This window comes from Pseudomonas sp. B22129 (assembly GCF_044218875.1).
Classification (GTDB): domain Bacteria; phylum Pseudomonadota; class Gammaproteobacteria; order Pseudomonadales; family Pseudomonadaceae; genus Aquipseudomonas.
This window is the reverse complement of the sequence record NZ_CP162592.1, coordinates 1,660,915-1,686,307: the sequence shown is the minus strand read 5'-3', so window position 1 is coordinate 1,686,307 and position 25,393 is coordinate 1,660,915. Positions and strand designations below refer to the sequence as shown.

Sequence of the window (25,393 nt, the reverse complement as noted above, 5' to 3'; positions counted from 1 at the left end):
CAACTTTTTCAATGCGTGCGTGCAACTCGCCCTACATTTCCCGCAAGAATCTCCCACAGACAGCATCAAAAAAATTACTGAAGCACAACGCGTTGGCGTCAGCGGTCGATCGTGGCACGATGGCTGGGTTATCGACCGAGACCCCCAAACCATGCCGCAATCCCAAGCCAAGAATCTGTCCCTGATCGCCGCCATCGACCTGGGCTCCAACAGCTTTCACATGGTCGTGGCCAAGGCCCAGAACGGCGAAATCCGCATCCTTGAGCGGCTCGGCGAAAAAGTACAGTTGGCTGCCGGGATCGACGATGAGCGCCAGCTCAATGAAGAATCCATGCAGCGCGGGCTCGATTGCCTCAAGCGCTTTGCCCAACTGATCAACGGCATGCCCCTGGGCGCCGTGCGAATCGTCGGCACCAACGCCCTGCGTGAAGCGCGCAACCGTGGCGAATTCATCCGCCGCGCCGAGGAGATCCTCGGGCACCCGGTGGAAGTCATCTCCGGTCGTGAAGAAGCCCGTCTTATTTATCTAGGCGTATCCCACACCCTGGCCGATACACCCGGCAAACGCCTGGTGGCCGACATCGGTGGCGGCAGTACCGAATTCATCATCGGCCAACGCTTTGAACCGCTGCTGCGCGAAAGCCTGCAAATGGGCTGCGTCAGCTACACCCAGCGTTATTTCAAGGACGGCAAGATCACCCCGGCGCGCTACGCCCAGGCCTACACGGCAGCGCGCCTGGAAATCATGAGCATCGAACACGCCCTGCACCGCCTCACCTGGGATGAAGCCATCGGCTCGTCCGGCACCATTCGCGCCATCGGCCTGGCGCTCAAAGCTGGCGGCCATGGCACTGGCGAGGTCAACGCCGAAGGCCTGGCGTGGCTCAAGCGCAAGCTGTTCAAGCTGGGCGATGCAGAGAAAATCGACTTCGACGGCATCAAGCCCGACCGTCGCACCATTTTCCCGGCAGGCCTGGCGATTCTCGAAGCGATTTTCGACGCCCTTGAGCTGCAACGCATGGACCACTGCGACGGCGCCCTGCGCGAAGGCGTGCTCTACGACCTGCTGGGTCGCCATCATCACGAAGACGTGCGTGAGCGTACCCTCACCTCGTTGATGGAGCGTTACCACGTCGACCTGGAACAAGCCGCCCGCGTGGAGCGCAAAGCCCTGCACGCCTTCGACCAAGTGGCCGAGGATTGGGACCTGGAAGATGGTGTCTGGCGCGAACTGCTGGGTTGGGCGGCCAAGGTGCATGAAGTGGGCCTGGACATCGCCCACTACCATTACCACAAGCACGGCGCCTACCTGATCGAGCACTCCGACCTCGCCGGTTTCTCCCGCGAAGACCAACAGATGCTGGCATTGCTGGTGCGCGGCCATCGCCGCAACATTCCCAAAGACAAATTTGCCGAATTCGGCGACGAAGGCATCAAGCTGATTCGCCTGTGCGTGCTGCTGCGCTTCGCGATCCTGTTCCACCACATCCGTGGCACCCAGGAAATGCCCCAGGTCACCCTGCGCGCCAATGGCGACAGCCTCGACGTGGTCTTCCCCAAAGGCTGGCTGGATGAAAACCAGCTGACCCAGGCCGACTTCGCCCAGGAAGCGGAGTGGCTGACGCGGGTGGGGTTCAGCCTGAACCTGCGCTGACCGGTTCTAGAGCACACAGACAAACAAATGTGGGAGCGGCGGTGCGACGATTCGACTTGCCCGCGATGGCGGAGTATCAGTCAATGCATCGCTGACTGAGCTACCGCTATCGCGGGCAAGTCGAATCGTCGCACCGCCGCTCCCACATTAGGTTTGTGTCGGGTTTTAATTCACCGCAAGAATCGGGCTACCCAGCTTCTCCAGCAACGTCGCCTGTGCGCTGCGCGGGTTCTGGTTGCCGGTTGGCGTGTTGCGCACGTAGCGGCCATCCGACTGCAGGCTCCAGCTGTGGGTGTTGTCGGTGAGGTAGCTTTCCAGCTCCTTCTTGACCCGCATGATCAGTTTCTTGCCTTCCACCGGGAAGCAGGTCTCCACACGCTTGTCGAGGTTGCGCTCCATCCAGTCGGCGCTGGAGAGGAACATCTGCTCTTCGCCGCCGTTGAGGAAGTAGAACACTCGGGTGTGTTCCAGGAAGCGGCCGATGATCGAGCGCACGTGAATGTTGTGCGAAACCCCGACAATGCCCGGGCGCAGGCAACACATGCCACGCACCACCAGGTCGATGCGCACGCCGGACTGGCTGGCCTTGTACAGCGCGCGGATGATCTTCGGATCGGTCAGCGAGTTGAACTTGGCGATGATGTGCGCCGGCTTGCCGTCGAGAGCGAACTGGGTTTCGCGGGCAATCATGTCGAGCATGCCCTTCTTGAGCGTGAACGGCGCGTGCAGCAGCTTCTTCATGCGCAAGGTCTTGCCCATGCCGATCAACTGGCTGAACAACTTGCCGACGTCTTCACACAAGGCGTCGTCAGAGGTCAGCAGGCTGTAGTCGGTGTAAAGCTTGGCGTTGCCGGCGTGGTAGTTACCGGTACCCAAGTGGGCGTAACGCACGATCTCACCGGCTTCACGGCGCAGGATCAGCATCATCTTGGCGTGGGTCTTGAAGCCGACCACGCCGTAGATCACCACCGCGCCCGCCGCTTGCAGGCGGCTGGCCAGTTGCAGGTTCGACTCTTCATCGAAGCGCGCACGCAATTCGATGACGGCGGTGACTTCCTTGCCGTTGCGCGCGGCGTCTACCAGGGCATCGACGATTTCCGAGTTGGCGCCGGAACGGTACAGGGTCTGGCGTACGGCCAACACATGCGGGTCCTTTGCCGCTTGACGCAGCAGGTCGACCACCGGCGTGAACGACTCGAACGGGTGCAGCAGCAGGATGTCCTGCTTGCTGATCACGCTGAAAATGTTCTCGCTGTTTTGCAGCAGCTTTGGAATTTGCGGGGTGAACGGCTTGTATTGCAGCTCCGGGTGGCTGTCCAGGCCGGTGATGCTGAACAGGCGCGTCAGGTTCACCGGGCCGTTGACCTGGTACAACTCGGACTCCGCCAGGTTGAACTGCTTGAGCAGGTAGTCCGACAGGTGTTTCGGGCAGGTGTCGGCTACCTCCAGGCGCACCGCATCGCCGTAGCGCCGCGAGAACAGCTCGCCGCGCAGGGCACGGGCCAAGTCTTCGACGTCTTCGGAGTCCAGCGCCAAGTCGGCGTTACGGGTCAGGCGGAACTGGTAGCAGCCCTTGACCTTCATGCCCTGGAACAGGTCATCGGCGTGCGCGTGGATCATCGACGAGAGGAATACATAGTTATCGCCAGCCCCCCCCACCTCTTCCGGTACCTTGATGATGCGTGGCAACAGGCGCGGTGCCGGAATGATCGCCAGGCCCGAGTCGCGGCCAAAGGCGTCGATACCTTCCAGCTCAACGATGAAGTTGAGGCTCTTGTTCACCAGCAACGGGAACGGGTGCGTCGGGTCGAGGCCGATCGGGGTGATGATCGGCGAAATCTCGTCACGAAAATAACGGCGCACCCAGGTTTTGATCTTGGTGGTCCAGTGACGGCGACGGATGAAGCGGACTTGGTGTTTTTCCAGTTCCGGCAACAGGATGTCGTTGAGGATCGCGTATTGGCGGTCCACATGGCCGTGCACCAACTCACTGATGCGTGCCAGGGCCTGATGCGGTTGCAAACCGTCGGCACCGGCTTGCTCGCGGGCGAAGGTGATTTGCTTCTTGAGGCCGGCGACGCGGATTTCGAAGAACTCGTCCAGGTTGCTGGAGAAAATCAGCAGGAATTTCAGCCGCTCAAGCAACGGGTAAGACTCATCCAGCGCCTGCTCCAGCACGCGGATGTTGAATTGCAGTTGTGACAGCTCGCGGTGGATGTACAGGCTGCTGTCATCCAGGTTGGTCACCGCCGCCACCGGGGCCTGCACGGGCGGTTCGGCCACCACGGCAGGCGCGGCTGGCTCCAGCTCCGGCGGGGTCTCGGTGACTTGTTCCACCACCGGGTGAGCGTCTTTTACGGCAACTTCGGAGAGTCCTTCGGTATTCATCGAGTGTTCCTGTGAGGGCTATTGTTGCTCTCTAAGCAATTGGGCAGCGCGGGCGGCAAAGTAGGTCAGAATGCCATCAGCCCCCGCACGTTTAAAGGCAGTCAGGGATTCGAGGATCACCCCTTCACTCAACCATCCGTTCTGGATCGCGGCCATGTGCATGGCGTATTCACCGCTGACCTGATAGACAAAGGTCGGCACCTTGAATTCCTCTTTGACCCGGTAAAGGATGTCCAGGTACGGCATCCCGGGCTTGACCATCACCATGTCGGCGCCTTCGGCCAGGTCGGCCGCCACTTCGTGCAGGGCTTCCTGGCTGTTGGCCGGGTCCATCTGGTACGAGGCCTTGTTGGCCTTGCCCAGGTTCAGGGCCGAGCCCACCGCATCGCGGAACGGGCCGTAATAGGCGCTGGCGTATTTGGCCGAGTAGGCCATGATCCGCACATTGACGTGGCCGGCCAGTTCCAGGGCTTCGCGAATCGCCTGGATGCGGCCGTCCATCATGTCCGACGGCGCGACCACCTGGGCGCCAGCCGCTGCGTGGGACAAGGCTTGCTTGACCAGCGCATCGACGGTGATGTCGTTTTCAACATAGCCGTCTTCATCGAGAATGCCATCCTGGCCGTGGGTGGTGAACGGGTCCAGCGCCACGTCAGTGATCACGCCCAACTCCGGGAAACGCTCGCGCAGGGCACGGGTGGCGCGCTGGGCGATACCTTCAGGGTTCCAGGCTTCGGCGGCATCCAGGGTTTTGAGTTCAGTTGGCGTGACAGGGAACAGCGCCAACGCTGGAATCCCCAGCTCAACCCAATTCGCCGCCTCGATCAGCAACTGATCAATGGTCAGACGCTCCACACCCGGCATCGACGCCACGGCTTCCCGACGATTTTCGCCGTCCAGCACAAACACCGGCAGGATCAGATCATTCGTTGTCAGTACGTTTTCACGAACCAGACGGCGAGAAAAATCATCACGGCGATTACGGCGCAGACGGGTGGCGGGGAACAGGCGATTGGCAGGGGTAAAGCTCACGACAGACTCCTGAGCCCGCGTTTACGGGCGAGCGTTGCAGTTATAAGCGGCCATTATGACGAAGGAATGACAGTTGTGCTTAACGATGCGACCTGTAGTCGCATTCGCTATTTACGTAGGAATTGTTCACTTCATGACACATCTCGATACTTTCATGAATCTTCACGAAGGCGTAGGCTGCGCGTTCATTTCGCCAGCACCCTAGACCATGCTTCAACAATTTCTGCATGACTTCGGCTACTTTGCCCTCTTCCTCGGCACCTTCTTCGAAGGCGAGACCATCTTGGTGCTCGCAGGCTTCCTGGCGTTCCGTGGTTACATGGATATCAACCTGGTGGTCATCGTTGCCTTCTGTGGCAGCTACGCCGGCGACCAGTTGTGGTACTTCCTGGGGCGCAAGCACGGCCGCAAGCTGTTGGCACGCAAGCCGCGCTGGCAATTGATGGGTGACAAGGCGCTGGAACATATCCGCAAACATCCGGACATCTGGGTGCTGAGCTTTCGCTTCGTGTACGGCTTGCGCACGGTCATGCCGGTGGCGATCGGTTTGTCGGGCTACCCGCCGGTGCGCTACCTGATTCTCAACGGGATCGGCGCGGCCATATGGGCAGCGGCGCTGGGTGCTGCGGCCTACCACTTCGGCGCGGTGCTGGAAGGCATGCTGGGCAGCGTCAAGAAATACGAACTGTGGGTATTGGGGGCCTTGCTGTTGTTGGGCTTCGGCTTGTGGCTGCGCCGGCGCTTCAAGAACGCCCGCATCGCCCGCCAGGCCTGTGCAGACGCCAAGGCCCGGCTCGCCGCCGAGCCGGCGCCGGTGCAGACGCCTAAGACGCCAGTCGAGTAAGCCGGCCTCTGCAACAGTAGAGACCAATCACACTGAGCAGGCTGTAACTCACCAGGCCCAGCCAGCCCAGGTTGCTGGCAGGCCACAACCCCGCTAGCGGCGCCAGCCATACCAGCGGCACATTCAGCCCCAGCCGTGTCAGTTCGGCCTTGAGCGCCCAGGGGCGATTCTCCAGGGCCACGCCCAGCGTAAACAGCCCCAGCGCCATCGCGCCCCAGCCCAGCACCAGCGCCGCCGTGGGCAGCCCTTCGCCGAAATTCATCAAATAACTGCCAAACCCCACGTACGCCGCAAATTGCAGGGCGATGTAGAGTTGCTGGCGCGCGTCCAATGGCACTTCGAATTTGCGGAACTGGCTCAGGTCGTGTTTGGCCAGCGGGTACTTTGCCTTCACGTCCGCCGGGCGCCAGCCGGTGCGCATGAACCAGATGCGCAGCTTGTCCCACCAGCGCTCGGTGCGTCGCGCATCACTCCACAGCTGTGCATAAAACTGCAGGTTGGCCCACAGCGGGTTCCAACTGGCTAACGGCGTGGTCACGCCAAAGATCACCGGTTCGTTTTCGTCTTCTTCCTGGAAGGAACCGAACAGCCGGTCCCAAATAATGAACACACCGCCGTAGTTGCGATCCATGTAGAGAGCGTTCTGTGCGTGGTGCGCCCGATGATTGGACGGCGTGACGAAAAACCACTCGAACCAGCCGAGCTTGGGCACATGGCGCGTGTGCACCCAGAATTGGTACAGCAGGTTGAGCGAGGCCACACTGATAAACACCACCAGCGGCACGCCGAGCACGGCCAGGGGCAGGTAGAAAACCCAGCTCAGCAGAAAGCCGGTGCTGGTCTGGCGCAGGGCGGTGGTGAGGTTGTAGTCCTCGCTTTGGTGGTGCACTGAGTGCGCGGCCCAGAGGATGTTGCGCTCATGGCCCATGCGATGCAGCCAGTAATAGCAGAAGTCGTAGAACACGAAAGCGAACACCCAGGTCCACAGGCTTTGGGCGGACAGCTCGATCAACGCCAGGTGTTTGAGGGCGAACGCGTAGGTCAGCAACCCTACGCCTTTGGTCAGCAAGCCGGTTGTCGTCGACAACACGCCCGTGCTGAGGCTGTTGATGGCATCCGCCACCCGGTAGTTGCTCGCGCCACGCCAGCGGTCGGCGAGCAGCTCCACCACGATGAGGGCGATGAAAAACGGTACCGCGTAAGGCACGAAGTCCATGGGCTAGTCCGGCTTGTTTTTGTTACATCAAGATTAGGTGTAGCGGCGCCGGAGCCCATTGGCAACAGGTGACAAATTAGTAGACATTTAACGCCAAGACCCCAGGAGAAATGCCCATGAGCAAAAAAATTGCAGTGATCCTTTCCGGCTGTGGCGTGTACGACGGCGCAGAAATCCACGAAAGCGTGATCACCTTGCTGCGCCTGGACCAGCGCGGCGCTCAGGTCCAGTGTTTTGCCCCCGACATTGGGCAACTGCATGTGATCAACCACCTCACCGGCGAAGAAATGCCCGAGTCACGCAATGTACTGGTGGAATCGGCGCGTATCGCCCGGGGTGAGGTCAAAGACATTCGTGAAGCCAATGCCGACGAGTTCGACGCGCTGATCGTGCCCGGCGGGTTTGGCGCGGCGAAGAACCTGTCGAACTTTGCCGTGAAAGGCGCCGGCTGTACGGTTAACCCGCAGGTTCTGGAACTGGCCGAAGCCTTTGCCGAAGCGGGCAAGCCAGTCGGGCTGATCTGCATCTCGCCGGCGCTGGCCGCGAAGATCTATGGCCCGGGCGTGACCTGCACCATCGGCAACTGCCCCGACACGGCGGCAGCCCTGGACAAGATGGGCGCCACCCACCATGAATGCACGGTGGAAGAGATCGTCGAGGACAAGGCACGCAAGCTGGTGAGCACACCTGCCTACATGGTGGGCAAGCGCATCAGCGAGGTGGCGTCAGGCATCAACAAGCTGGTGGATCGTGTGCTGGAGCTGACCCACGAAAACGACCTGTAGTGAGCGGGCACGGGTCAGGCTTGGCGCATCAACCGGGTGAGGATCCGGTCCAGGGCATTGGCAAACGCCTGCTTGTCCTTTTCCCCATGGGGCGGCGGGCCGCCGCCCATCTGGCCTTGCTCGCGCAGATCCGTGAACAGGTTACGCACCGCCAGCCGCTCGCTCATGTTCGCCGGGCTGAACTCTTTGCCGCGCGGGTCCAGGGCCGTCACGCCCTTCTTCACCAGCCGGTCGGCCAAGGGTACGTCGCTGCAGATCACCAACTCACCGGGTACGGCATGCTCGACCAGATAATCATCGGCCGCGTCCGGGCCGCTGGGTACCACGATCAGCTTTACGCAGGCGAAGCTCGGCTTGATCTGGCTTTGGCCGGCTACCAGCACCACCTCGAACTGGCGCTTGAGCGCGAACTTCACCACCTGATCCTTGGCCGCCCGCGGGCAGGCGTCGGCATCAATCCACACGCGCATACATCCACCCTCTCATCAACAACATAGATCCAATGTGGGAGCGGGCTTGCTCGCGAAAGCGGTCTATCAGTTGATGAATGCATCGACTGACACTCCGTATTCGCGAGCAAGCCCGCTCCCACACTTTCTGACCGCGTTCGTTCAAGCGGCAATGCGGCGCTTCTCGGCCAGCCGGCTGCGGCCATACAGCACCACAATCGCCAGGATCGCCACGGCCTGCGCACTCAGCGAGTAGGCATCGGCGTGGATGCCCAGCCAGTCAAAGTCAAAGAACGCCACCGGCCGTGTGCCGAAAATACCGGCTTCCTGCAGTGCTTTCACACCATGCCCGGCGAACACCACCGACAGCGCGCACAGCAGCGCCGCGTTGATACCGAAGAACAACGCCAGCGGCAGTTTCGCCGAACCGCGCAGAATCACCCAGGCCAACCCCACCAGCAGCACCAGCGCCGTGGCGCCCCCTGCCAGCACCGCGTTGTGCCCGGCCGGGCCGGCTTGCAGCCACAGGGTTTCGTAAAACAGGATTACCTCGAACAGCTCGCGGTAGACCGAGAAGAACGCCAGCATCGCAAAACCGAACCGCCCGCCGCCGCCCACCAGGCTGCTCTTGATGTAATCCTGCCAGGCTGCCGCGTGGCGGCGGTCATGCATCCACACGCCCAGCCACAGCACCATCACGCTGGCGAACAGCGCCGTGCAGCCTTCCAGCAATTCACGCTGGGCGCCGCTGACGTCAATCACATAGGCCGCCAAGGCCCACGTACCCAAGCCGGCCAGCAGTGCCAGGCCCCAGCCGACGTTCACGCTGCGCACCGCCGATTGTTGGCCGGTGTTACGCAGGAAAGCGAGGATCGCCGCCAGTACCAGAATGGCTTCCAGGCCTTCGCGCAGCAGAATCAGCAAACCCGAGATATAGCTCAGCGACCAGCTCAAGCCGTCGCTGCCCAGCAAGCCGGCGGATTCGGTGAGCTTGCCCTTGGCCACGTCCAGGCGTTGCTGTACCTGCTCGATCGGCAAACCATCCTGCAACGACTGCCGGTACGCCATCAGGGCTTTTTCGGTGTCTTTGCGCACGTTGGCGTCGACGTTATCCAGGGAGCTTTCCACCAACTCGAAGCCTTCCAGGTACGCGGCCACCGACAGGTCATAGGCCTGTTCGTGGTCGCCGTTGCGGAAGGCGGCCAAGCTCTTGTCCAGCGTGGTGGCGGTGTAGTCGAGCAACTGCGCCGGGCCGCGCTTGACCTGCGGCGGCTGCGCGCGTTGAGCGCGGAACGTGGCAGCCGCCGCCGGGCCGCTGGCGGCCAGTACTTCATTCGGGGTTTGGCGCGCCAGATCGGCGAGGTTGAACGGCTGCTCGCTTTTGGCGGCAGCGGGGTCGGCAGTGAAACCGGCAATGTAGGTCGCCAGGTCCCAGCGCTGGCGGTCGTCCAGTTGGTCGGCAAAGGACGGCATGTCGGTGCCTTCAACGCCCAGACCGAGGGTGTTGTAGATCGCGTAGAGGCTCAGGCGGTCAAGCCGCGTGGCGTCGCGCAGGTTGGCCGGCGGCGGCGTCATGCCCACACTCGCCGGGCCATCGCCGGCACCGGTGGCGCCGTGGCACACCGAGCACTGCTGGACGTAAAGCGGCGCGCCGCGGGTGGGGTCAGGCGTGATCGTCGGGGCTTGGCTGACCTCATACGCCACCGCCAGCTTGGCGCCCAACTGCCGCGCCTGACGGGCGACGGCGGTGCCGTCCTGACGCGCGTTTACGGCGGCTGACAATTCGTCGACGCCCTTGACCAACTCGGCGTGCTCCGCCCTTTGCGGCAGGTCTGCCACCAAGCCGCGCAATACCCCGAGAAACTCCACTTGTTCGCGGTATTCGGACTCGTCGACAACCGCGCCCGCTTCCACTGTGGAAGGGTAGTCAGCACCAATGTAGTCCAGCAAATGCAGGGCCTGGGGGGCGCCCTCGGCCGTCGCGGCCAGCAGATTGAAACTGCACGACATCAGCGCCGGCAACATCAGCCAAGCGAGAAAACGGAAAGGCGCAATCATGAATGAATCTCAAAGGGAAATACGAAGTAACACATTGTCAAACCTTAAAGGGTTTGACTCAAGGCGTTAGTGATTTGGTGTTCAGCAGATGAGGGCATTTTTACAAGCGGGGTGATGGCGCTTTTGTCGACTACGTCGAGGCACAAAGCCATTGTTTTGCCAGCAATGGCGCTTATAATGCCGCGCCCTGTTAGTGCGAAAGGGAATTTAAATCCTCGTTTTTATGAGGATTAAACACATCAGTTGGATACTTTCAGGGAAGAAGTCTGCATGGCATTTAACGCCTTACCTCCGCTCGCGCTCGTGGCGGTTACCTTGCTTTCCGGTTGCTCGATGTTTCGCAGCTACGACACCGAGTTGCAGGCCACCAACCAGCAGCTGGCAACCGGCAATGTCGACGGCGCCCTGACGCTGCTGGAAAAGAACAACACCGGCGAAGACAAAGACCTGCTGTATTTCTTCGAAAAAGGTGAATTGCTGCGCGCCAAAGGTGACCTCACCGGCAGCCAGACCGCGTGGCGCAGCGCCGACCTGCAAGTGTTCAAGTGGGAGGAATCGGTCAAGTTCGACAGCGAAAAGTACCTCTCCCAATTCGGCAGCTTCCTGGTCAACGACAAAGTGCGTCGCTACGAAGGCTATGACTACGAAAAAGTCATGCTGACCACCCAAATGGCCTTGAACCTGCTGGCCCTGAATGACTTCGACGGCGCGCGCACCGAGATCAAAAAGACCCACGAACGCGAAGCGGTGATCGCCGACCTGCGCGACAAGGAATACCTCAAGCGCGAGAACGAAGCCGAGCGCCAAGGCGTCACCACCCAGATCAAAGACCTGCGCGGCTATCCGATAGAAGCGTTGGATGCGCCGGAAGTGGTCGGCCTGAAAAACAGCTACCAGAGTGCGTTCAGCCATTACCTGGCAGGCTTCGTCTACGAGGCCCTGGGTGAAAAAGACCTGGCAGCACCTGGCTACCGCAAGGCTGCCGAGTTACGCCCCAACACGCCGCTGCTGGAACAAGCCCTGCTGGACCTGGACAAATCCCGGGTCGGCGCCGATGAAACCGACGTGCTGATCGTGGTGCAAAGTGGCCTGGCGCCGGCGCGCGATTCGATTCGCCTGCCGCTGCCGATTCCGATCGACGGGCACCTGGTGATCACCCCGCTGTCGTTCCCGGTGATTAAAGCCGACAACTCTACCGCGCCTTTCGCGCAGATCGGCGTCGACGGGAAGCAGCAGAACCTCACCGCGCTCAACAGCACCACCGCCATGTCCCGGCGCGCCCTGCGTGACGACATGCCAGGGATCATCCTGCGCACTACCGTACGTGCCGTCAGCCGTGGCATCACGCAAAACAACCTGAACAAGACCAACCCCATGGCCGGCCTAGTGCTGGGCATCGCTTCGGCCGTGACTGAAGGCGCCGACACTCGCACCTGGCGCACCCTGCCGGACATGACCCAAGTGACTCGTCTGCGCCTCAAGCATGGGGACCATCAGGTCAGCCTGCCCAACGCACTGGGCGGCACGCTGGTGACGGTCAAGGCCGACCAGCGCTACCAAGTGATCACGCTGCGCGTGGTCGGCAACCAGGTCTTCGCCGGCGGCCTTGCCGCCCATGTGGCGCCGAGCGCCGCGAGCCAGGCCATCGCCCTCAAACAACCTTAAGGAGCACGCTATGCGTCATTTCATCTTCGGCGCCCTGGCGCTCGTCCTGCTCGCCGGTTGCGCCACCCCGCCACCGCCGGAGCCTGGCAGCGCGGCCAGCAAAATCGTGGTGATGGGCAAGTTCAAGGGCATTGCCGTCGGCGCCATTCGCGTTGCCCGGGAGAATGGCTTCCTCACCGCCAAGGTGCAATTGAGCAACATCACCAGCAGCAACCAGACGATGTACTACCGCTTCGCCTGGCTGGGCGCCGATGGCTTCCCAGTGGGCGATGAAGACACCTGGAAAGTGCTGAACCTGTATGCCAACCAGGCGACGTTCCTGCCTGCCATCGCCAACCTGCCCCAGGCTGCCGACTTCCGCCTTGAAGTTAAGACCCCTTAAGCCGTTCACCCTTTTTGCTGCTGAGAGATTTCCCCATGTTTGCACGCTTCTCGATTCTCGCCGTCGTGGCCCTGCTGGCCAGCGGCTGCTCCAACACCTCGCCCGTACTGGGCAGCAAGAACATCAGCTACGGCGATACCAAGGCCGTGGAAACGGTGACCAACGAGTTCGGTTCCACCGACCTGCAGATGATTGCCGAAAGCATGACCCGCTCCCTGGCCCAGTCCGGCATCTTGCAGGGCCGCCCGGTGGTGCAGGTGTATGACGTGAAGAACAAGACCAGCGAGTACATCGACACCCGTGAGATCACCACGTCGATCAAGACTCAGCTGATGAAGACCGGTACCGCGCGCTTTGCCAGCGACAACACCGACATGCAAAGCCAGGTCGACCAGCTCAAACTGCAGAACCAGAGCGGCCTGTACAAGAAATCCACCGTGAGCAAGACCGGCAACATGGTCGCCGCCAAGTACCGCCTGGAAGGCTCCATCAGCTCCATCGTCAAGCGCAGCTCGGACTACAAGGACGTGTTCTACAAATTCAGCCTGCAACTGATCGACGTCGAAAGCGGCGTGGCCGAATGGATGGACGAAAAAGAAATCCGCAAGACCACGGAGCGCTGAACAATGCGTGCATGGATCGGCATGATCGGCCTGCTGTGCGCCTTTGGCGCCTCGGCCGCCCCGAAAATCGCGGTGACCGACCTCGCCTATGAGGCGCGGGTCGAGGAATACATCCACGCGGTGTCGGCCAGCAATAGCTTCCAGGCCAGTGCTTATCAGGCCAGCGGTGCGTCGAGCTACAGCGAGTACGAGAGCCGCACCAGCTACATCGAACAGACCGAGCTGCGTAAATTCAGCGGTGATATCAAAGGCGAGATCCTCAAGTCGCACCAGTTCCAGTTGGTGCAGGGCACGCCTTACACCGCCGACGCCAAGGGTGACGTCTACGACGTGATCAAACGCATCAAGGCCGGTAACTTCAAGGGTGCGGACTATGTGCTGTTCGGCACGCTGTCGGACATCGACTTCACCCAGGACGTCAACGCCCTGGACCACACCAACAGCTACTCGGCCGTGCTGGGCCTGACGCTGGTGGCGGATTTCAGCCTGATCAACACCCGCACCTTCGAAATCACCTCGGCATTTACCGCGATGGGTGAAGGCCAGGACACCAAACTGGTGAACAACCGCGATGTACGCGTGAGCCTGAACCGGCCGCGTGTGGTGAAGGAAGTGTCGAAAGCCTTGGGTGAAGATGTGGCCCGGCAGTTGGCGGAACAGTTGGGTGGCGGGTATCAAGACCCAGGCAAGCCTGCGTTGCGCAATAACTTGCCAAGAGATGAAGCGCCGAAGATCTTGCGCTGAGCTTACTTCTCACACACAACACAAAACCAATGTGGGAGCTGGCTTGCCTGCGATAGCGGTGTACCTGATACACCGCTATCGCAGGCAAGCCAGCTCCCACATTTTTAGCCCGGTTTATCCAGTTACGCCGTCGCGCGGTGCAGGCTGGCAAGGAAGCCGGCGGCCCCGACGAACAACCCGGCAAACGTGCGGTTCATACGTTTCTGCTGTTTCGGCGTACGCAACAAACGCAACACCTTCGACGCCAGCCCCGTATACCCCGCCATCACGATCATATCCACACTGATCATTGTCGCACCCAGAATCAGATACTGAGCCAGCAACGGCGCGTGCGGGTCCACGAACTGCGGCAACACCGCGAGCATGAACACCAACGCCTTGGGGTTGCTGGCGTTGACCAGAAAGCCGCGGAACATCATCGCCAGCGGTTTGCCGATCGGGCGCACCGCCGCGTCATCGGCCATGTCCATCGGCAAGGCCCGCCATTGCTTGATGGCCAGGTACACCAGGTAGGCCACGCCGAACCATTTGATCGCATAAAACGCGGTAGACGACGCCGCCAGAATGGCACCCAGCCCGCCCGCCACCACGGCAATCTGCATCGCCAGGCCTAGTTGCAGGCCAATGGCGTTCCAGTAACCGCGCAGGAAACCGTATTGCAGGCCGCTGGACATCGAAGCGATGGCGCCGGCGCCGGGGGAAAGGGAGATGATCCAACTGGCCACGAAAAAGGCCAGCCACGTATCGAGTGCCATTACACACCTCAGGGGAAAGTTAGCGGTTGTGGCTAAAGCTAACTCCGCCGGCTAAAGGCTGGCTACAGATTTTTACGCGAGGTGGATGCTAGCGGTCGCCCGGGAAGACGTGAGTACCCGGCCAACGCCGCACCGAGCGCTGGAAGAACAGACTGTTGGGCACCTGCACCATGGCGCTGTCAGTGCCGGCTTCTGCCACTTCGATCAGCGTGGTGTACAGCAAGTTGATCGCAACAACCCGCCCTTTCACACCCGGTTTGTCGACGGTATCCACCAATTCAACGATGTCACCCAGGCGAAACGGCCCGACCGTAAAGATCAAAATCGCACACAGCAGGTTCGACAGCACTGACCACATGGCAAAGAACGCCACGGCGGCCACGGCGACAAACCCCGACAGCGCCGTCCACAACACGGTGGCGGACACGCCCAGGCGGCCAAGCACGAAGATCAATGCACTGCCCATGATCAGCCAGCGCAGGCCACCGCGCAGCGGCATCAGCAGTTGCGGCGGAAACGGGTAGCGTTCGCCCAGGCGGGTCAGCCCTTTGGCGACGAAGCGCTGGGCGAGGTAGCCGGCCAGCAGGATCAGCAGGATTTGCACGCCGATCCACACAGGCTCAATCCATTGCGCCGGCAGCGGCAGTTGCAGCGCTTCCATCAGGACAGCGCCTCCAGCTCCGCTTGCAGGGTTTCGAGCAGTTCGAGGGCCTCCATCCAGGTTTCCTCCAACTGCCCTTCACGCACCTTGAGTTTGGCCTGTTCGGCCAGCAGGTCGCGTAGCTCATCCTTGCGCGCCGCCTCATACACCGCGCTGTCACCCAGGCTGGCTTCGATCTTGGCCAGGCGCTCGTGCACCTTGCCCAGCTCGGCTTCCAGCTTGTCGGCTTCGCGTTTATGCGGCGCCAACTGTTGGCGCAGCGCGGCAGCGGCCTGACGCTGGGCCTTCTTGTCGGTCTTGTCCGGGTTGAGCGGCGTGTTGCTGGCCGGCGCATTGCGCAGGCGGTATTCGGTCAGCCAGCGCGCGTAGTCGTCGAGGTCGCCGTCGAACTCTTCGACTTTGCCGTCGGCCACCAGCAGGAAGTTGTCGGTGGTGCTTTTGAGCAAGTGGCGATCGTGAGACACCACCAACACCGCGCCGCTGAACTCCTGCAGCGCCATGGTCAGCGCCAGGCGCATTTCCAGGTCCAGGTGGTTGGTCGGTTCGTCGAGCAGCAACAGGTTCGGGCGGTCCCAGGCGATCAACGCCAGGGCCAGGCGGGCTTTTTCGCCACCGGAGAAGTTCAACACCGGCTCATCAATGCGCGCACCACGGAAGTCAAAACCACCCAGGAAATCGCGCAAGGTCTGCTCGCGCTCGGTCGGCGCAAGGCGTTGCAGGTGCAGCAACGGGCTGGCCTTGGCGTCGAGCGAGTCCAACTGATGCTGGGCAAAGTAGCCCACCACCAGGTTCTCGCCACGGGTCAGGCGGCCGGCCAATGGTTGCAATTCACCCGACAGGTTCTTGATCAGCGTCGACTTGCCCGCACCATTGGGGCCGAGCAAACCGATACGCGCGCCCGGCGTGAGTTGCAGCTTGACCTTCTCCAGGATGGTTTTCTCGCCATAACCCAGGCGGGCATCCGAGAGGTCGAGCAACGGGCTGGAAATCTTCACCGACTCGCGGAACACAAAATCGAACGGCGAATCGACGTGGGCCGCCGACAACTCTTCCATGCGCTCCAGCGCCTTGATCCGGCTCTGGGCCTGGCGGGCCTTGGTGGCCTGGGCCTTGAAGCGGGCGATGTAGCTTTCCATGTGCGCACGCTGCGCCTGCTGCTTCTCGAACGCCTGTTGCTGTTGGGCCAACCGCTCGGCGCGGGCGCGTTCGAACGCGGTGTAGCCGCCACGGTAGAGCGTGATTTTTTTCTGTTCGACGTGGGCAATGTTGTCGACCACGGCGTCGAGGAAATCCCGGTCGTGGGAGATCAGCAGCAAAGTGCCCGGGTAGCTCTTGAGGAAATCTTCCAGCCACAGGATCGCATCGAGGTCCAGGTGGTTGGTCGGTTCGTCGAGCAGCAACAGGTCCGACGGGCACATCAGCGCCTGGGCCAGGTTCAGGCGCATGCGCCAGCCGCCGGAGAAGTCGGCGACCGGGCGGTCCATCTGCTCGTTGGTGAAGCCAAGGCCGGCGAGCATCTTGCGGGCGCGGGCGTCGGCGGTGTAGCCGTCGGCACTGTCGAGTTCCGAGTGCAGGCGGGCCTGGGCGGCGCCATCCTGGGCTTTCTCGGCCTCGGCAAGGTCGTGTTGCACCTGGCGCAGGCGCAGGTCGCCATCGAGCACGTAGTCGATCGCAATGCGGTCCAGGGTGTCGATCTCCTGGCGCATATGGGCGATGCGCCAGTCGGCCGGCAGCAAGCAGTCCCCGGAATCCGGAGTCAGCTCACCCAGCAACAAGGCGAACAACGTGGATTTGCCGGCGCCATTGGCACCGATCAGGCCGGCTTTGTGACCGGCGTGCAGGGTCAGCTCGGCGTCTTCAAGAAGACGTTGCGGGCCACGCTGTAATGTTAGGCTTTGAAGTCGGATCATAATGGCGGCGGAGTCTACCAGCTTCGTTGGCCGCTGGCTTGGGTGTGAATATGTGCGCTGACCTGTGGAGCTTTGCCCTTTCGACTTACGCCCGCCCGGGCGTTGAAGCCGCTTGCTTGCACTTGCAGGAACAAGGCGCGGATGTGTGCCTGTTGCTCTGCGGGGCCTGGCTGGAACAGCGTGGCGTGGCGCTGACAGACGAGCGAGTGCAGGCGCTCAAGCAAATTGCCGAGCCGTGGCAAGCACAGGTGATCGAACCCTTGCGGCAAGTGCGCGTGCAATGGCGGGGCATGGCGAAACAGGATGAGCAATTGGCAGGGTTACGCGAGCGCGTCAAAGCCCTGGAGCTGGAAGCCGAGCGAGCCTTGCTGAAGCGTCTGGAGACGCTGGCACAGGCCTGGCCGACGCAGGCGGGTCAACACAGATGGCTTGAAGGCTTGGCGGCCGGAGCCGCCAACCTCGACCACGACACGCTGCAACTGCTGCGCGTCGTGGCCACCGGCACTTAGGAAGCGCTGGTTGGGGTGGTGCTTGGCGCTACCGGTGCAGGCGTGCTGCTTGCCGATGCGGTTGGAGCGGTGGACGCTGCCGGGGTAGCGGCCGGTGCTGCCGGGGTGGCTGGCTTGGCAGCAGCTGGTTTAGCGGCTGGCTTGGCAGCTGGCTTCGCAGCAGCAGGTTTAGCGGCCGGCTTGGCAGCTGGCTTCGCAGCAGCAGGTTTAGCGGCCGGCTTGGCAGCGGGTTTCGCAGCAGCAGGTTTAGCGGCTGGCTTGGCAGCGGGTTTCGCAGCAGCAGGTTTGGCGGCTGGCTTGGCAGCGGGTTTCGCAGCAGCAGGTTTGGCAGCTGGCTTGGCAGCTGGTTTCGCAGCAGCAGTTTTGGCAGCTGGCTTCGCGGCAGGTTTTGCAGCAGCGGTTTTAGCGGCTGGCTTGGCAGCTGGTTTCGCAGCAGCAGGTTTGGCAGCTGGCTTCGCGGCTGGTTTCGCAGCAACAGCTTTAGCGGCTGGCTTGGCAGCTGGTTTCGCAGCAGCAGTTTTAGCGGCTGGCTTGGCGGCTGGCTTGGCGGCTGGTTTTGCAGCAGCGGTTTTAGCGGCTGGCTTTGCGGCTGGTTTCACAGCAGCAGTTTTAGCGGCTGGTTTGGCAGCTGGTTTTGCAGCAGCGGTTTTAGCGGCTGGCTTCGCAGCCGGTTTTGCAGCAGCAGTTTTGGCAGCTGGCTTCGCGGCTGGTTTTGCAGCAGCGGTTTTAGCGGCTGGCTTGGCAGCAGCTTTAGCAGGTGCCTTGGCAGCAACAGCTTTGCTCGCCGGCTTTTTCGCCGCGCTCGCTGCAGCCGCTTTTGCCGGAGCACGAGTGCCCAGCACTTTAGCGACGGCTTCCTTCACACGACCAACGCCCTGGGCCAGTTTCAGGCTTTCTTGAGCATCTTTTTTGAGTTGGGAAATGTAGGTGCGAGTTTCAGCTTGGCGATCCTTGAGGGCGTCCAGCAGGTCCTCAAGTTCTTTGACTGCGTCTTTGGCTTTGGCTTGAGCCTTGGCCTTGCCGGCAGTGGCGGCGTCTTGCAGTTTGGTGCGGGATTTGTGCAGCTTTTCTTGCGCTTTACCGCGCTGTTTTTCCAGCTTGGCGAGCAGCTTTTCTGCATCGGCCAGGGCTTGGGAACAAGCGCTTTCCAGATGTTCGAGCAAGCTGCCCGAAAGTTGTTGGAGTAAATGCAACGGGGTATTAACAGGCTTCTGTTTGGCCGACATGGTTTACCTCCTGGCTGACGTGGGTGCGGCTCATACTAGCCCTCTGCTCTTACCGCCGCTAGGGCATGTTGACAGTATCGTTTGCCTTGCGTTGCACCGTGAGAAAATTCTTATCGATATAACGAAAAACCATGCCACTTTTTCAGCACTCACGCTGGCATAATCCGTCGCACTTTCGCCGGGAGAATGTCCATGTCGCGTTATCTTTTTTTTGTGCTTGGCCTGGCAATTTCAGTGGCCAATGCGGACGAGCAAGCGCCCTCCAAAACCACTGAGCAAGAGCAGCACGACCTCGCCTACAGCCTGGGGGCAAGCCTGGGTGAACGCTTGCATCAGGAAGTCCCCGACCTGCAGATCCAGGCGCTGCTCGACGGCCTCAAGCAAGCCTATCAAGGCAAGCCACTGGCACTGGACAACGCGCGCATCGAGCAAATTCTTGCACAGCATGAAGCACAGAGCGCGTCGGACGCCCAAGCCCCGCGAAGCGAAAAAGCATTGGCTGCCGAACAGCAGTTCTTGAACAAGGAAAAAGCCACGAGCGGCGTGCGCGAATTAGCCGATGGCATCCTGCTCACCGAGCTGTCGCCCGGCACTGGCAGCAAGCCGTTGGCCAGTGACGAAGTGCAGGTCAAATACGTGGGGCGCTTGCCCGACGGGACCGTCTTCGACAAAAGCACCCAACCGCAGTGGTTTCGCCTCGACAGCGTGATCAGTGGCTGGAGCAGCGCACTGCAACAAATGCCGACAGGCGCGAAATGGCGCTTGGTGATTCCATCGGCCCAAGCCTATGGCGCTGACGGCGCGGGCGAACTGATCCCGCCGTATACGCCGCTGGTCTTCGAGATCGAATTGCTCGGTGTTCGCCAATAAGCCAATAAAAAACGGTGCGCCATGCGCACCGTTTTTTTATCTCACAGGCAAGCGTCACGCCTGGGTGGCGGACTCTTCCTTGTGGGCGTTGTGCAGCACTTCGATCAAGCAGTCTTCCAGTTCGAAGCGTTCGTGAAGCAGTGCACCCAATTCCTTGAATTTTTCTGCAACACAGTTTCCGGCATCACACAGGTCAGTGAACGCCAGCAGCTTTTCAGTGATGACATCAATGCGCGGGTAAATGGTTTCGGCCAAGTCCAGACCACGCTGATCGTCAAAGGCTTGCGCCTCTTTGGTCAACTGCTCGTAGACACCGAAATGGCCGGCAGACAGGTAGTCCACCAACACGCCACAGAAGTCCTGCAACGGTTCGCGATTCTGAGCCAATGCCTCGGGCTTGGCGCCGAGAGCATCAAAGGCCCGAACCAGTTCGTGACGTGCTTTGAGCCAGCTGTCTATCAGCTTGTGCACCCCACCCCAGCGTTCCTGAGCATTCTGACAACTTTCCAGCATGATGATCTCTCTTCCCTATAGGGGCGCTGCCGCCCTGTGCCCGCTTGATACTTCAGGGGTAAAACGGCAGGCGGACAAAGCCGCATCTGGCAAACGGTTTCAATAACGCGTGCGGGCCAGATTATGCCCGCATGACTATGGCTTCAAGGTACGCAGGAGAGAAAGTTCATACAAGTGTTTAATCCCGTCCTACAAACCATGACGTGTTTTCAGCGCTCCACGAGCTGGAATCGGTGGCGCGATAATGACTGTGAAAACTGCATGATGCCCAGGATCAACATCCCCAGAAAGAACAGCAGGCTCCACTCTGGAAGGCTCAAATCAAATAGGGTCCAGTTGATTTCAACGCAATCGACGGTGCCTTTGACGGTCGATTGCAGCGCTTGCCAAAGCGACAGGTTTTCAACCATGTACTGCAGGCTTGGCCAGCAGTTCGTGGCCTGTTCCGGCGTGGCATTTTGTAGCAGCACCTGGCGCACTGCAGTGATGGCGCCGAGCAATGCACACCCCATGCTCGCCAACCCGTAGACGTAGGCCACGGCGCGCTTCGTGCCATGAATCGCCGCGATCAGGTTGATCAACGAGAACACCGTCAAATAGACGCGTTGTACCTGGCACAGAAAACAGGGGCGCAGCAGCGCCGCATATTCAAGATAAAAAGAGGCACCCAACGTCAGCGCACCAGCCATGAACGCCAGGAGAAACAGGGAACGTGAAGGGGCCAAAGACATTTTTATCCGTACCGCAAGAGACAGGCCGTTACGGTAGAGGAAAGGGCCGACCCCTTTCAATACGCACCGACGCGGACAATTCCGCGAGAGCATAGAGATATACCGTCAGAACCTGGATGACTTAGAGCATCCAAGGGTAGGAATTTGCTGCCTGGCGCTTTAGACCCCGGCATTCAGTGCGTGATGAAGGGTTGGCCCTCAGAAATGCCCGGGCCAACTTGCTTCTTTTTCCTACATCAAACCCGCGCAGGCACGGGTAACGGCGAAGCCAGCAAGCGGCTGTCCAGCAGGCCCAGACCTTCCTGGAACAACTGATTGCTGCGCTCGGTGTCACCCAACTGGGCCAGCAGGCGCGCCAACTCGGCACAGGCCTCAGGGTTGCGCTGTACCTGCAGGCTGCTTTCCAGGTAATCCCGCGCTTTACCCCACAAACTGTTTTGCAGGCAAAGGCGGCCAAGGGTCAGCAGCAGGCTGGCGTCAGCCGAATGCTCCTTGAGCCAGCCTTCGGCAAATTTCAACTGCCGGGCTGGGTCGCTACCGCGCAACAAACCATAAAGCCGGATCAGATGGCTGTCGTAGCCACGTTTGATAGCGCCACGCAGCACTTCCTCTGCCTTGGCATCCGCGCCCAACCGGCGCAACTGCTCCGCATACGCCAACACCAGTTGTGGCTCCTGACGCTGCGCGGAAGTCAGTTGCTCCCACGCTCGCTCAAGAGACTGCAACCCCGCTTCGCCCTGCTCTTCGCGTTGAGCGGCCAGGCCCAGGTTTTCGCCCCATGCACGGCGCTCCAGCTCGGCAAGCTCCGTAGCAGGAAGCACCTTGTCTTTACGCAACTCAGGCAACAGGCGAATCACCGACGGCCAATCACCGCGCTGCTGGTGCAGGCGCTGCAACTGGCGCAAGACCTGCGGATTATGCGGATGACGCTCGTGCATGGCCTGCAAGGTAACCAGGGCACCTTCTGTGTCGCCCCGGTCCGTCTGCAGTTGCGCGTGACTCAAAGCGACGGCAAGTTCCGCCTGGGGCTGGCGCTCCAAAGCGCGCTCCAACAGACCGTCCGACTCTTCATAGCGGCCTTGCTCGTTGGCTGCGCGGGCCGCGCCAAGGTAGTACAGCAAGGGCTGGCGCTCCGCCTCAGCGGCGCGATGCAAGTGGCGCTCGGCACTGGCCCAGCGACCTTCGGCGAGGTCCATCTGGCCCTGCTCAATAGCAATTTGCACACGACGGCTGCGGTTGCGTCGCGACCACGGGTTGACCACGCCACCGGACGTGGTGACCAGGCTCAGCAGCACACGAATCAGGTAGACCGACAGGCCAACGGCAAATATCGCCACCAGCGTGGCCCACAGGCTCGACTCGTAATGCAGCAGGTGAGGATAAGTAATCAGCACGTAGCCGGTATGTTTGGAAACACCCACGGCCAGCGCCAGGGCGATTGCAATTGCCAGCACCAGGATCACATAGAAACGCTTCATCAGCTCTACTCCTGGGCTGCCGGCTTGCTCGCCGACGCCTTGGCTTCATCGGCAGACAGATGACGGCGCTCAAGGTAGGCCTGCACCGCCGCCAGGCTGGCGGCGAGGTCTGGCGTGACCACAGAAACCGCCTTGGGCTCAAGCTCGGCGATACGCGCCAGCATGGCCTTGCTCTGCGGGTTGTCCCCGTTGAAGTTGTCTTGCAACACGCTGCGCGCTTCACCCAGTGAGCGGCTGTATACCGCCGTTTCACCATTGAGCGCCGCCCATTGTGCCTGCTCCAGGGCCAGGCTGAGGGCCAGGCGCACCTGGTTCAGGCCTTGCCCGGCGAGCAACGGACGAATGTTGTCGTCAGGGTTGAAGTCGATGCGGAAGTAGCGGGAAATCTGCTCCCACCACTGGCTCCAGCGGCTTTCCGTGTCGGTGGTCGGGCGCCCTTGGGAACCCGGCTCGGTGAGCTGGTATTCCGGCGCAATGGCGGCAAGCTGCACGACCTGGTCACGCAAGGCCGCCAATTGCAGATACAGCCCGGTACGGTCCGGTTGCTCGGTGCTACGCAGCGCGGCGAGGCTCTTGGCCAATTGTTCGCGGGCGGCGTAGGCACCTGGATCACTTTGCTCGCGAAGAATTTCATCGGCGCCCTGGACCAGTGACTGCGCGCTGTTGATGTCCTGCAAGGCAGACAACCGCAAGCTGGCCAGGCGGATCAAATGTTCAGCCTCAGCCAGGCGCCAATCCTGGCGGCTGGCGCCCAACACCGTTTCCAGGCGCTGGCTCAGGCGTTGCTGATCGCCCTGCAACTGGGCAACCAAACGGCGACGCTCCTCCAGCTCATCAGCTGCGGGCAACTGCGCCAGGCGCGCCGCCAACTGTTGCTGGCTCTGCTTGAGGGCTTGAGATTGGTCATCGAGGGTCTGCACCTGCCCCAGCTGCTGCTGGCTGCTGGCTTGCAGGGCGCGGACCTGCCAAATCCCCCAGCCGCCGGCAGCAACGCCTGCGGCGCCGAGCAACAGGGCGACGATTGCCAGGCCATTGCCACGACGTGGCGCTGCTACCTGTGACTCAACCGGCGCATCAAGTGCGGGTTGGGTTTCATCTTTAGGCAAGGCTGTTTCGCTCACGTATCCGTCCTTTGCGTATCAGAGAGTGGGGGCGGCCTGCCTTACACGGCAGAACTGCGCAACGCCACTAACAAAGCCGCGGCACTCGCGCCGCGACAATCCACAACTTTTTCTGCGCCAGCAGCGCGTGCCATTTCATACACGCGCGGGCTGGGCACGAACAACGGCAGCTGCGCCACTTGCGGCCAATCGGCACCCGCCAGGGCCTGCAGGTTTAAAAAACCCTGCCCACTGCTGACCACCAGGCCATTCAAGCGTTCCAACTGGATGCGCGCCATCAGCACCCCGGCGGCGTAAGCCGGCAGGAAACGGCGATACAACTCCAGATAGTCGACACTAGCACCTTGTTCACGCAAGCGCTCCGCCAGCAGTTCCCGACCGCCCTCGCCACGCAGGATCAATACCCGGGCATCCGGGCGGGCGATAGCCTCGCGCAACGCAGGCAATTGAAGCAAGGCCTCGCTGTCGTCGCCAGTAGGGGGATTCTTAACCTTCAGGCCATGTTCGGCCAGCACCTGCGCAGTGGCTGCGCCGACACTGAACCACGACAACTGCGGCCATGCTCGCTCGAGCTGCGCCACGGCAAGGCGCGCCGCAGGTTTGCTGACGACGATCACCGCACAGTAACGGCCCAGGTCATGAAAGATGGCCTGCTGTTCAGGCGTAACGGGAAGCGGCTCGATGTCCAGCAAAGGCAGGCTGCTGCTGAAGATCCCCGCCTCGGCCAACGACGCCGCCAGGGCCATCGACTCCTCGGCAGGCCGCGTCAGCAGCACGCGCCATGGGGTCACTGCGGCCCCGTCTCGCCATAGACTTTCTGCAGGATGGCACCGGCGCCTTTTTCCAGCAGTTCTTCCGCTACCTGTATGCCCAGGGCCGTGGCGTCACGCTGTGGCCCGCGAACCTCGGCAGTGAGCAACGTGCCGCCTTCAGGATCACCCACCAGGCCACGCAGCCAAAGGTTTTCGCCTTCGAGCACGGCATAGCAGGCAATCGGCACCTGGCAGCCACCGTTGAGGTGTTTGTTCAGGGCACGCTCGGCCGTGACGCGGACTTCGGTGTCGGCATGGTCCAGAGGCTTGAGCAAGGCGTGGATTTCGCTGTCGGCGGTGCGGCATTCAATGCCGACTGCGCCCTGCCCGCCTGCGGGCAAGCTATCTTCGACGCTGATCGCCGAGGTGATACGGCCTTCAAAGCCCAGGCGAATCAAGCCAGCCGCCGCGAGAATGATCGCGTCATATTCGCCGGCATCCAGCTTGGCCAGACGGGTATTGACGTTGCCGCGCAGAAAACGAATCTGCAGGTCCGGGCGTCGAGTCAGCAGCTGCGCCTGGCGGCGCAGGCTGGACGTGCCGACGATGCTGCCCAGAGGCAATTCATCCAGGGATGCAAAGGTGTTGGAAACAAAGGCGTCGCGCGGGTCTTCGCGCTCACAGATGCAATACAGGCCCAGGCCCTGCGGGAAGTCCATTGGCACGTCTTTCATCGAATGCACGGCGATGTCGGCTTCGTTTTCCAGCAGCGCGGTTTCCAGTTCCTTGACGAACAAACCCTTGCCGCCGATCTTCGACAGTGGCGAGTCGAGCAGCTTGTCGCCGCGACTGACCATGGGCACCAGGGAAACCTTGAGGCCCGGATGGGCCTGCTCGAGGCGTGCTTTGACGTATTCGGCCTGCCACAAGGCCAGGGCGCTTTTACGGGTGGCGATGCGGATTTCGCGAGAGGACATGGATCAATCCGTACTGAATAGATACGGCAGATAATAACAGCTCAGGCAAA

The 25,393-nt window shown here is 61.3% G+C and carries 24 protein-coding genes; 9 read left to right on the top strand and 15 right to left on the bottom strand.

What is annotated here, in order from left to right; genetic code table 11:
* Positions 1–151 precede the first annotated feature (151 nt).
* A complete protein-coding gene (gene ppx, locus AB4P94_RS07600) occupies positions 152–1,654 on the top strand; it encodes an exopolyphosphatase (protein WP_033897523.1) in 1,503 nt (500 codons plus the stop codon).
* A gap of 165 nt (positions 1,655–1,819) precedes the next feature.
* On the opposite strand, the gene ppk1 is transcribed toward ppx, so the two are convergent.
* Both ppk1 and hemB read right to left on the bottom strand, forming a co-directional pair.
* Positions 1,820–4,042, bottom strand: a complete 2,223-nt coding sequence (ppk1, locus tag AB4P94_RS07595) for a polyphosphate kinase 1 (protein ID WP_395610044.1) — start codon at positions 4,040–4,042, stop codon at positions 1,820–1,822.
* 18 nt (positions 4,043–4,060) lie between these two features.
* Positions 4,061–5,074: a porphobilinogen synthase gene (hemB, locus tag AB4P94_RS07590; protein WP_395610043.1), complete on the bottom strand. Its 1,014-nt coding sequence runs from the start codon at positions 5,072–5,074 to the stop codon at positions 4,061–4,063.
* Between the two features lie 208 nt (positions 5,075–5,282).
* On the opposite strand from hemB, the gene AB4P94_RS07585 reads away from it, so the two are divergent.
* Entirely contained in the window at positions 5,283–5,918 is a 636-nt protein-coding gene (locus AB4P94_RS07585) for a DedA family protein (RefSeq protein ID WP_395610042.1), read from the top strand.
* Here AB4P94_RS07585 and AB4P94_RS07580 read toward each other — a convergent pair.
* Entirely contained in the window at positions 5,899–7,134 is a 1,236-nt protein-coding gene (locus AB4P94_RS07580; RefSeq protein ID WP_395610041.1) for a sterol desaturase family protein, read from the bottom strand. The two genes, AB4P94_RS07585 and AB4P94_RS07580, sit on opposite strands and share 20 nt — an antisense overlap.
* A gap of 116 nt (positions 7,135–7,250) precedes the next feature.
* Here AB4P94_RS07580 and elbB point away from each other — a divergent pair, with 116 nt between their 5' ends.
* Positions 7,251–7,919, top strand: coding sequence for an isoprenoid biosynthesis glyoxalase ElbB (gene elbB / locus AB4P94_RS07575; protein WP_395610040.1), 669 nt, complete (start codon positions 7,251–7,253; stop codon positions 7,917–7,919).
* A gap of 14 nt (positions 7,920–7,933) precedes the next feature.
* Here the strand turns inward: elbB and AB4P94_RS07570 are convergent, their stop codons facing one another.
* Together AB4P94_RS07570 and AB4P94_RS07565 are read right to left on the bottom strand one after the other, a co-directional pair.
* Positions 7,934–8,389 (bottom strand): YaiI/YqxD family protein, encoded by a 456-nt coding sequence (locus AB4P94_RS07570; RefSeq protein WP_017135238.1) that lies wholly within the window; start codon positions 8,387–8,389, stop codon positions 7,934–7,936.
* A 141-nt stretch (positions 8,390–8,530) separates the two neighbouring features.
* The gene (locus tag AB4P94_RS07565) at positions 8,531–10,426 is read right to left on the bottom strand and encodes an FTR1 family protein (RefSeq protein WP_395610039.1); all 1,896 of its coding nucleotides are present in this window, start codon (positions 10,424–10,426) and stop codon (positions 8,531–8,533) included.
* 270 nt (positions 10,427–10,696) lie between these two features.
* Here AB4P94_RS07565 and AB4P94_RS07560 point away from each other — a divergent pair, with 270 nt between their 5' ends.
* Genes AB4P94_RS07560 through AB4P94_RS07545 form a run of 4 tightly spaced genes read left to right on the top strand, consistent with a single transcriptional unit; the run spans position 10,697 to position 13,840 of the window.
* Positions 10,697–12,091 carry a COG3014 family protein gene (locus tag AB4P94_RS07560; protein ID WP_395610038.1) on the top strand — a complete coding sequence of 465 codons (1,395 nt, stop codon included), beginning with the start codon at positions 10,697–10,699 and terminating at the stop codon, positions 12,089–12,091.
* A gap of 10 nt (positions 12,092–12,101) precedes the next feature.
* Entirely contained in the window at positions 12,102–12,473 is a 372-nt protein-coding gene (locus tag AB4P94_RS07555) for a DUF1425 domain-containing protein (protein WP_395610037.1), read from the top strand.
* 35 nt (positions 12,474–12,508) lie between these two features.
* Positions 12,509–13,096, top strand: coding sequence for a penicillin-binding protein activator LpoB (gene lpoB, locus AB4P94_RS07550; RefSeq protein ID WP_395610036.1), 588 nt, complete (start codon positions 12,509–12,511; stop codon positions 13,094–13,096).
* Between the two features lie 3 nt (positions 13,097–13,099).
* On the top strand, positions 13,100–13,840 hold the full coding sequence (locus tag AB4P94_RS07545; RefSeq protein WP_395610035.1) for a penicillin-binding protein activator LpoB: 741 nt from the start codon (positions 13,100–13,102) through the stop codon (positions 13,838–13,840).
* A 122-nt stretch (positions 13,841–13,962) separates the two neighbouring features.
* Here the strand turns inward: AB4P94_RS07545 and AB4P94_RS07540 are convergent, their stop codons facing one another.
* From AB4P94_RS07540 to abc-f, 3 genes are all read right to left on the bottom strand, one after another.
* A complete protein-coding gene (locus AB4P94_RS07540) occupies positions 13,963–14,595 on the bottom strand; it encodes a LysE family transporter (RefSeq protein ID WP_395610034.1) in 633 nt (210 codons plus the stop codon).
* An 88-nt stretch (positions 14,596–14,683) separates the two neighbouring features.
* On the bottom strand, positions 14,684–15,256 hold the full coding sequence (locus tag AB4P94_RS07535; RefSeq protein ID WP_395610033.1) for a mechanosensitive ion channel domain-containing protein: 573 nt from the start codon (positions 15,254–15,256) through the stop codon (positions 14,684–14,686).
* Positions 15,256–17,166, bottom strand: coding sequence for a ribosomal protection-like ABC-F family protein (abc-f, locus tag AB4P94_RS07530; protein WP_395610032.1), 1,911 nt, complete (start codon positions 17,164–17,166; stop codon positions 15,256–15,258). The genes AB4P94_RS07535 and abc-f overlap by 1 nt, the downstream gene beginning before the upstream one ends.
* Before the next feature lie 50 nt (positions 17,167–17,216).
* On the opposite strand from abc-f, the gene AB4P94_RS07525 reads away from it, so the two are divergent.
* Positions 17,217–17,675 (top strand): TIGR02444 family protein, encoded by a 459-nt coding sequence (locus AB4P94_RS07525; RefSeq protein ID WP_395610031.1) that lies wholly within the window; start codon positions 17,217–17,219, stop codon positions 17,673–17,675.
* Here the strand turns inward: AB4P94_RS07525 and AB4P94_RS07520 are convergent.
* Positions 17,672–18,901: an AlgP family protein gene (locus tag AB4P94_RS07520; RefSeq protein WP_395610030.1), complete on the bottom strand. Its 1,230-nt coding sequence runs from the start codon at positions 18,899–18,901 to the stop codon at positions 17,672–17,674. The two genes, AB4P94_RS07525 and AB4P94_RS07520, sit on opposite strands and share 4 nt — an antisense overlap.
* A gap of 192 nt (positions 18,902–19,093) precedes the next feature.
* Here AB4P94_RS07520 and AB4P94_RS07515 point away from each other — a divergent pair, with 192 nt between their 5' ends.
* Positions 19,094–19,771 carry an FKBP-type peptidyl-prolyl cis-trans isomerase gene (locus tag AB4P94_RS07515; protein ID WP_395610029.1) on the top strand — a complete coding sequence of 226 codons (678 nt, stop codon included), beginning with the start codon at positions 19,094–19,096 and terminating at the stop codon, positions 19,769–19,771.
* 54 nt (positions 19,772–19,825) lie between these two features.
* Here the strand turns inward: AB4P94_RS07515 and rsd are convergent, their stop codons facing one another.
* The 6 genes from rsd to hemC form a co-directional block, all read right to left on the bottom strand.
* Positions 19,826–20,284, bottom strand: a complete 459-nt coding sequence (gene rsd / locus AB4P94_RS07510) for a sigma D regulator (protein WP_395610028.1) — start codon at positions 20,282–20,284, stop codon at positions 19,826–19,828.
* Positions 20,285–20,493: 209 nt separating this feature from the next.
* A complete protein-coding gene (locus AB4P94_RS07505) occupies positions 20,494–21,015 on the bottom strand; it encodes a disulfide bond formation protein B (RefSeq protein ID WP_395611307.1) in 522 nt (173 codons plus the stop codon).
* A gap of 236 nt (positions 21,016–21,251) precedes the next feature.
* A complete protein-coding gene (locus AB4P94_RS07500) occupies positions 21,252–22,493 on the bottom strand; it encodes a heme biosynthesis protein HemY (RefSeq protein ID WP_395610027.1) in 1,242 nt (413 codons plus the stop codon).
* 5 nt (positions 22,494–22,498) lie between these two features.
* Positions 22,499–23,614 (bottom strand): uroporphyrinogen-III C-methyltransferase, encoded by a 1,116-nt coding sequence (locus AB4P94_RS07495; protein ID WP_395610026.1) that lies wholly within the window; start codon positions 23,612–23,614, stop codon positions 22,499–22,501.
* 41 nt (positions 23,615–23,655) lie between these two features.
* On the bottom strand, positions 23,656–24,405 hold the full coding sequence (locus tag AB4P94_RS07490) for a uroporphyrinogen-III synthase (protein ID WP_395610025.1): 750 nt from the start codon (positions 24,403–24,405) through the stop codon (positions 23,656–23,658).
* Positions 24,402–25,343, bottom strand: coding sequence for a hydroxymethylbilane synthase (gene hemC / locus AB4P94_RS07485; RefSeq protein ID WP_395610024.1), 942 nt, complete (start codon positions 25,341–25,343; stop codon positions 24,402–24,404). The genes AB4P94_RS07490 and hemC overlap by 4 nt, the downstream gene beginning before the upstream one ends.
* Between the last annotated feature and the right edge of the window lie 50 nt (positions 25,344–25,393).

What these genes read in the sequence shown, in the direction of transcription:
- ppx (WP_033897523.1), top strand. Translation starts at nt 152, where the DNA reads ATGCCGCAATCCCAAGCCAAGAATCTGTCCCTGATCGCCGCCATCGAC.
- ppk1 (WP_395610044.1), bottom strand. Translation starts at nt 4,042, where the DNA reads ATGAATACCGAAGGACTCTCCGAAGTTGCCGTAAAAGACGCTCACCCG.
- AB4P94_RS07585 (WP_395610042.1), top strand. Translation starts at nt 5,283, where the DNA reads ATGCTTCAACAATTTCTGCATGACTTCGGCTACTTTGCCCTCTTCCTC.
- AB4P94_RS07580 (WP_395610041.1), bottom strand. Translation starts at nt 7,134, where the DNA reads ATGGACTTCGTGCCTTACGCGGTACCGTTTTTCATCGCCCTCATCGTG.
- elbB (WP_395610040.1), top strand. Translation starts at nt 7,251, where the DNA reads ATGAGCAAAAAAATTGCAGTGATCCTTTCCGGCTGTGGCGTGTACGAC.
- AB4P94_RS07570 (WP_017135238.1), bottom strand. Translation starts at nt 8,389, where the DNA reads ATGCGCGTGTGGATTGATGCCGACGCCTGCCCGCGGGCGGCCAAGGAT.
- AB4P94_RS07565 (WP_395610039.1), bottom strand. Translation starts at nt 10,426, where the DNA reads ATGATTGCGCCTTTCCGTTTTCTCGCTTGGCTGATGTTGCCGGCGCTG.
- AB4P94_RS07560 (WP_395610038.1), top strand. Translation starts at nt 10,697, where the DNA reads ATGGCATTTAACGCCTTACCTCCGCTCGCGCTCGTGGCGGTTACCTTG.
- AB4P94_RS07555 (WP_395610037.1), top strand. Translation starts at nt 12,102, where the DNA reads ATGCGTCATTTCATCTTCGGCGCCCTGGCGCTCGTCCTGCTCGCCGGT.
- lpoB (WP_395610036.1), top strand. Translation starts at nt 12,509, where the DNA reads ATGTTTGCACGCTTCTCGATTCTCGCCGTCGTGGCCCTGCTGGCCAGC.
- AB4P94_RS07545 (WP_395610035.1), top strand. Translation starts at nt 13,100, where the DNA reads ATGCGTGCATGGATCGGCATGATCGGCCTGCTGTGCGCCTTTGGCGCC.
- AB4P94_RS07540 (WP_395610034.1), bottom strand. Translation starts at nt 14,595, where the DNA reads ATGGCACTCGATACGTGGCTGGCCTTTTTCGTGGCCAGTTGGATCATC.
- AB4P94_RS07535 (WP_395610033.1), bottom strand. Translation starts at nt 15,256, where the DNA reads ATGGAAGCGCTGCAACTGCCGCTGCCGGCGCAATGGATTGAGCCTGTG.
- abc-f (WP_395610032.1), bottom strand. Translation starts at nt 17,166, where the DNA reads ATGATCCGACTTCAAAGCCTAACATTACAGCGTGGCCCGCAACGTCTT.
- AB4P94_RS07525 (WP_395610031.1), top strand. Translation starts at nt 17,217, where the DNA reads ATGTGCGCTGACCTGTGGAGCTTTGCCCTTTCGACTTACGCCCGCCCG.
- AB4P94_RS07520 (WP_395610030.1), bottom strand. Translation starts at nt 18,901, where the DNA reads ATGTCGGCCAAACAGAAGCCTGTTAATACCCCGTTGCATTTACTCCAA.
- AB4P94_RS07515 (WP_395610029.1), top strand. Translation starts at nt 19,094, where the DNA reads ATGTCGCGTTATCTTTTTTTTGTGCTTGGCCTGGCAATTTCAGTGGCC.
- rsd (WP_395610028.1), bottom strand. Translation starts at nt 20,284, where the DNA reads ATGCTGGAAAGTTGTCAGAATGCTCAGGAACGCTGGGGTGGGGTGCAC.
- AB4P94_RS07505 (WP_395611307.1), bottom strand. Translation starts at nt 21,015, where the DNA reads ATGTCTTTGGCCCCTTCACGTTCCCTGTTTCTCCTGGCGTTCATGGCT.
- AB4P94_RS07500 (WP_395610027.1), bottom strand. Translation starts at nt 22,493, where the DNA reads ATGAAGCGTTTCTATGTGATCCTGGTGCTGGCAATTGCAATCGCCCTG.
- hemC (WP_395610024.1), bottom strand. Translation starts at nt 25,343, where the DNA reads ATGTCCTCTCGCGAAATCCGCATCGCCACCCGTAAAAGCGCCCTGGCC.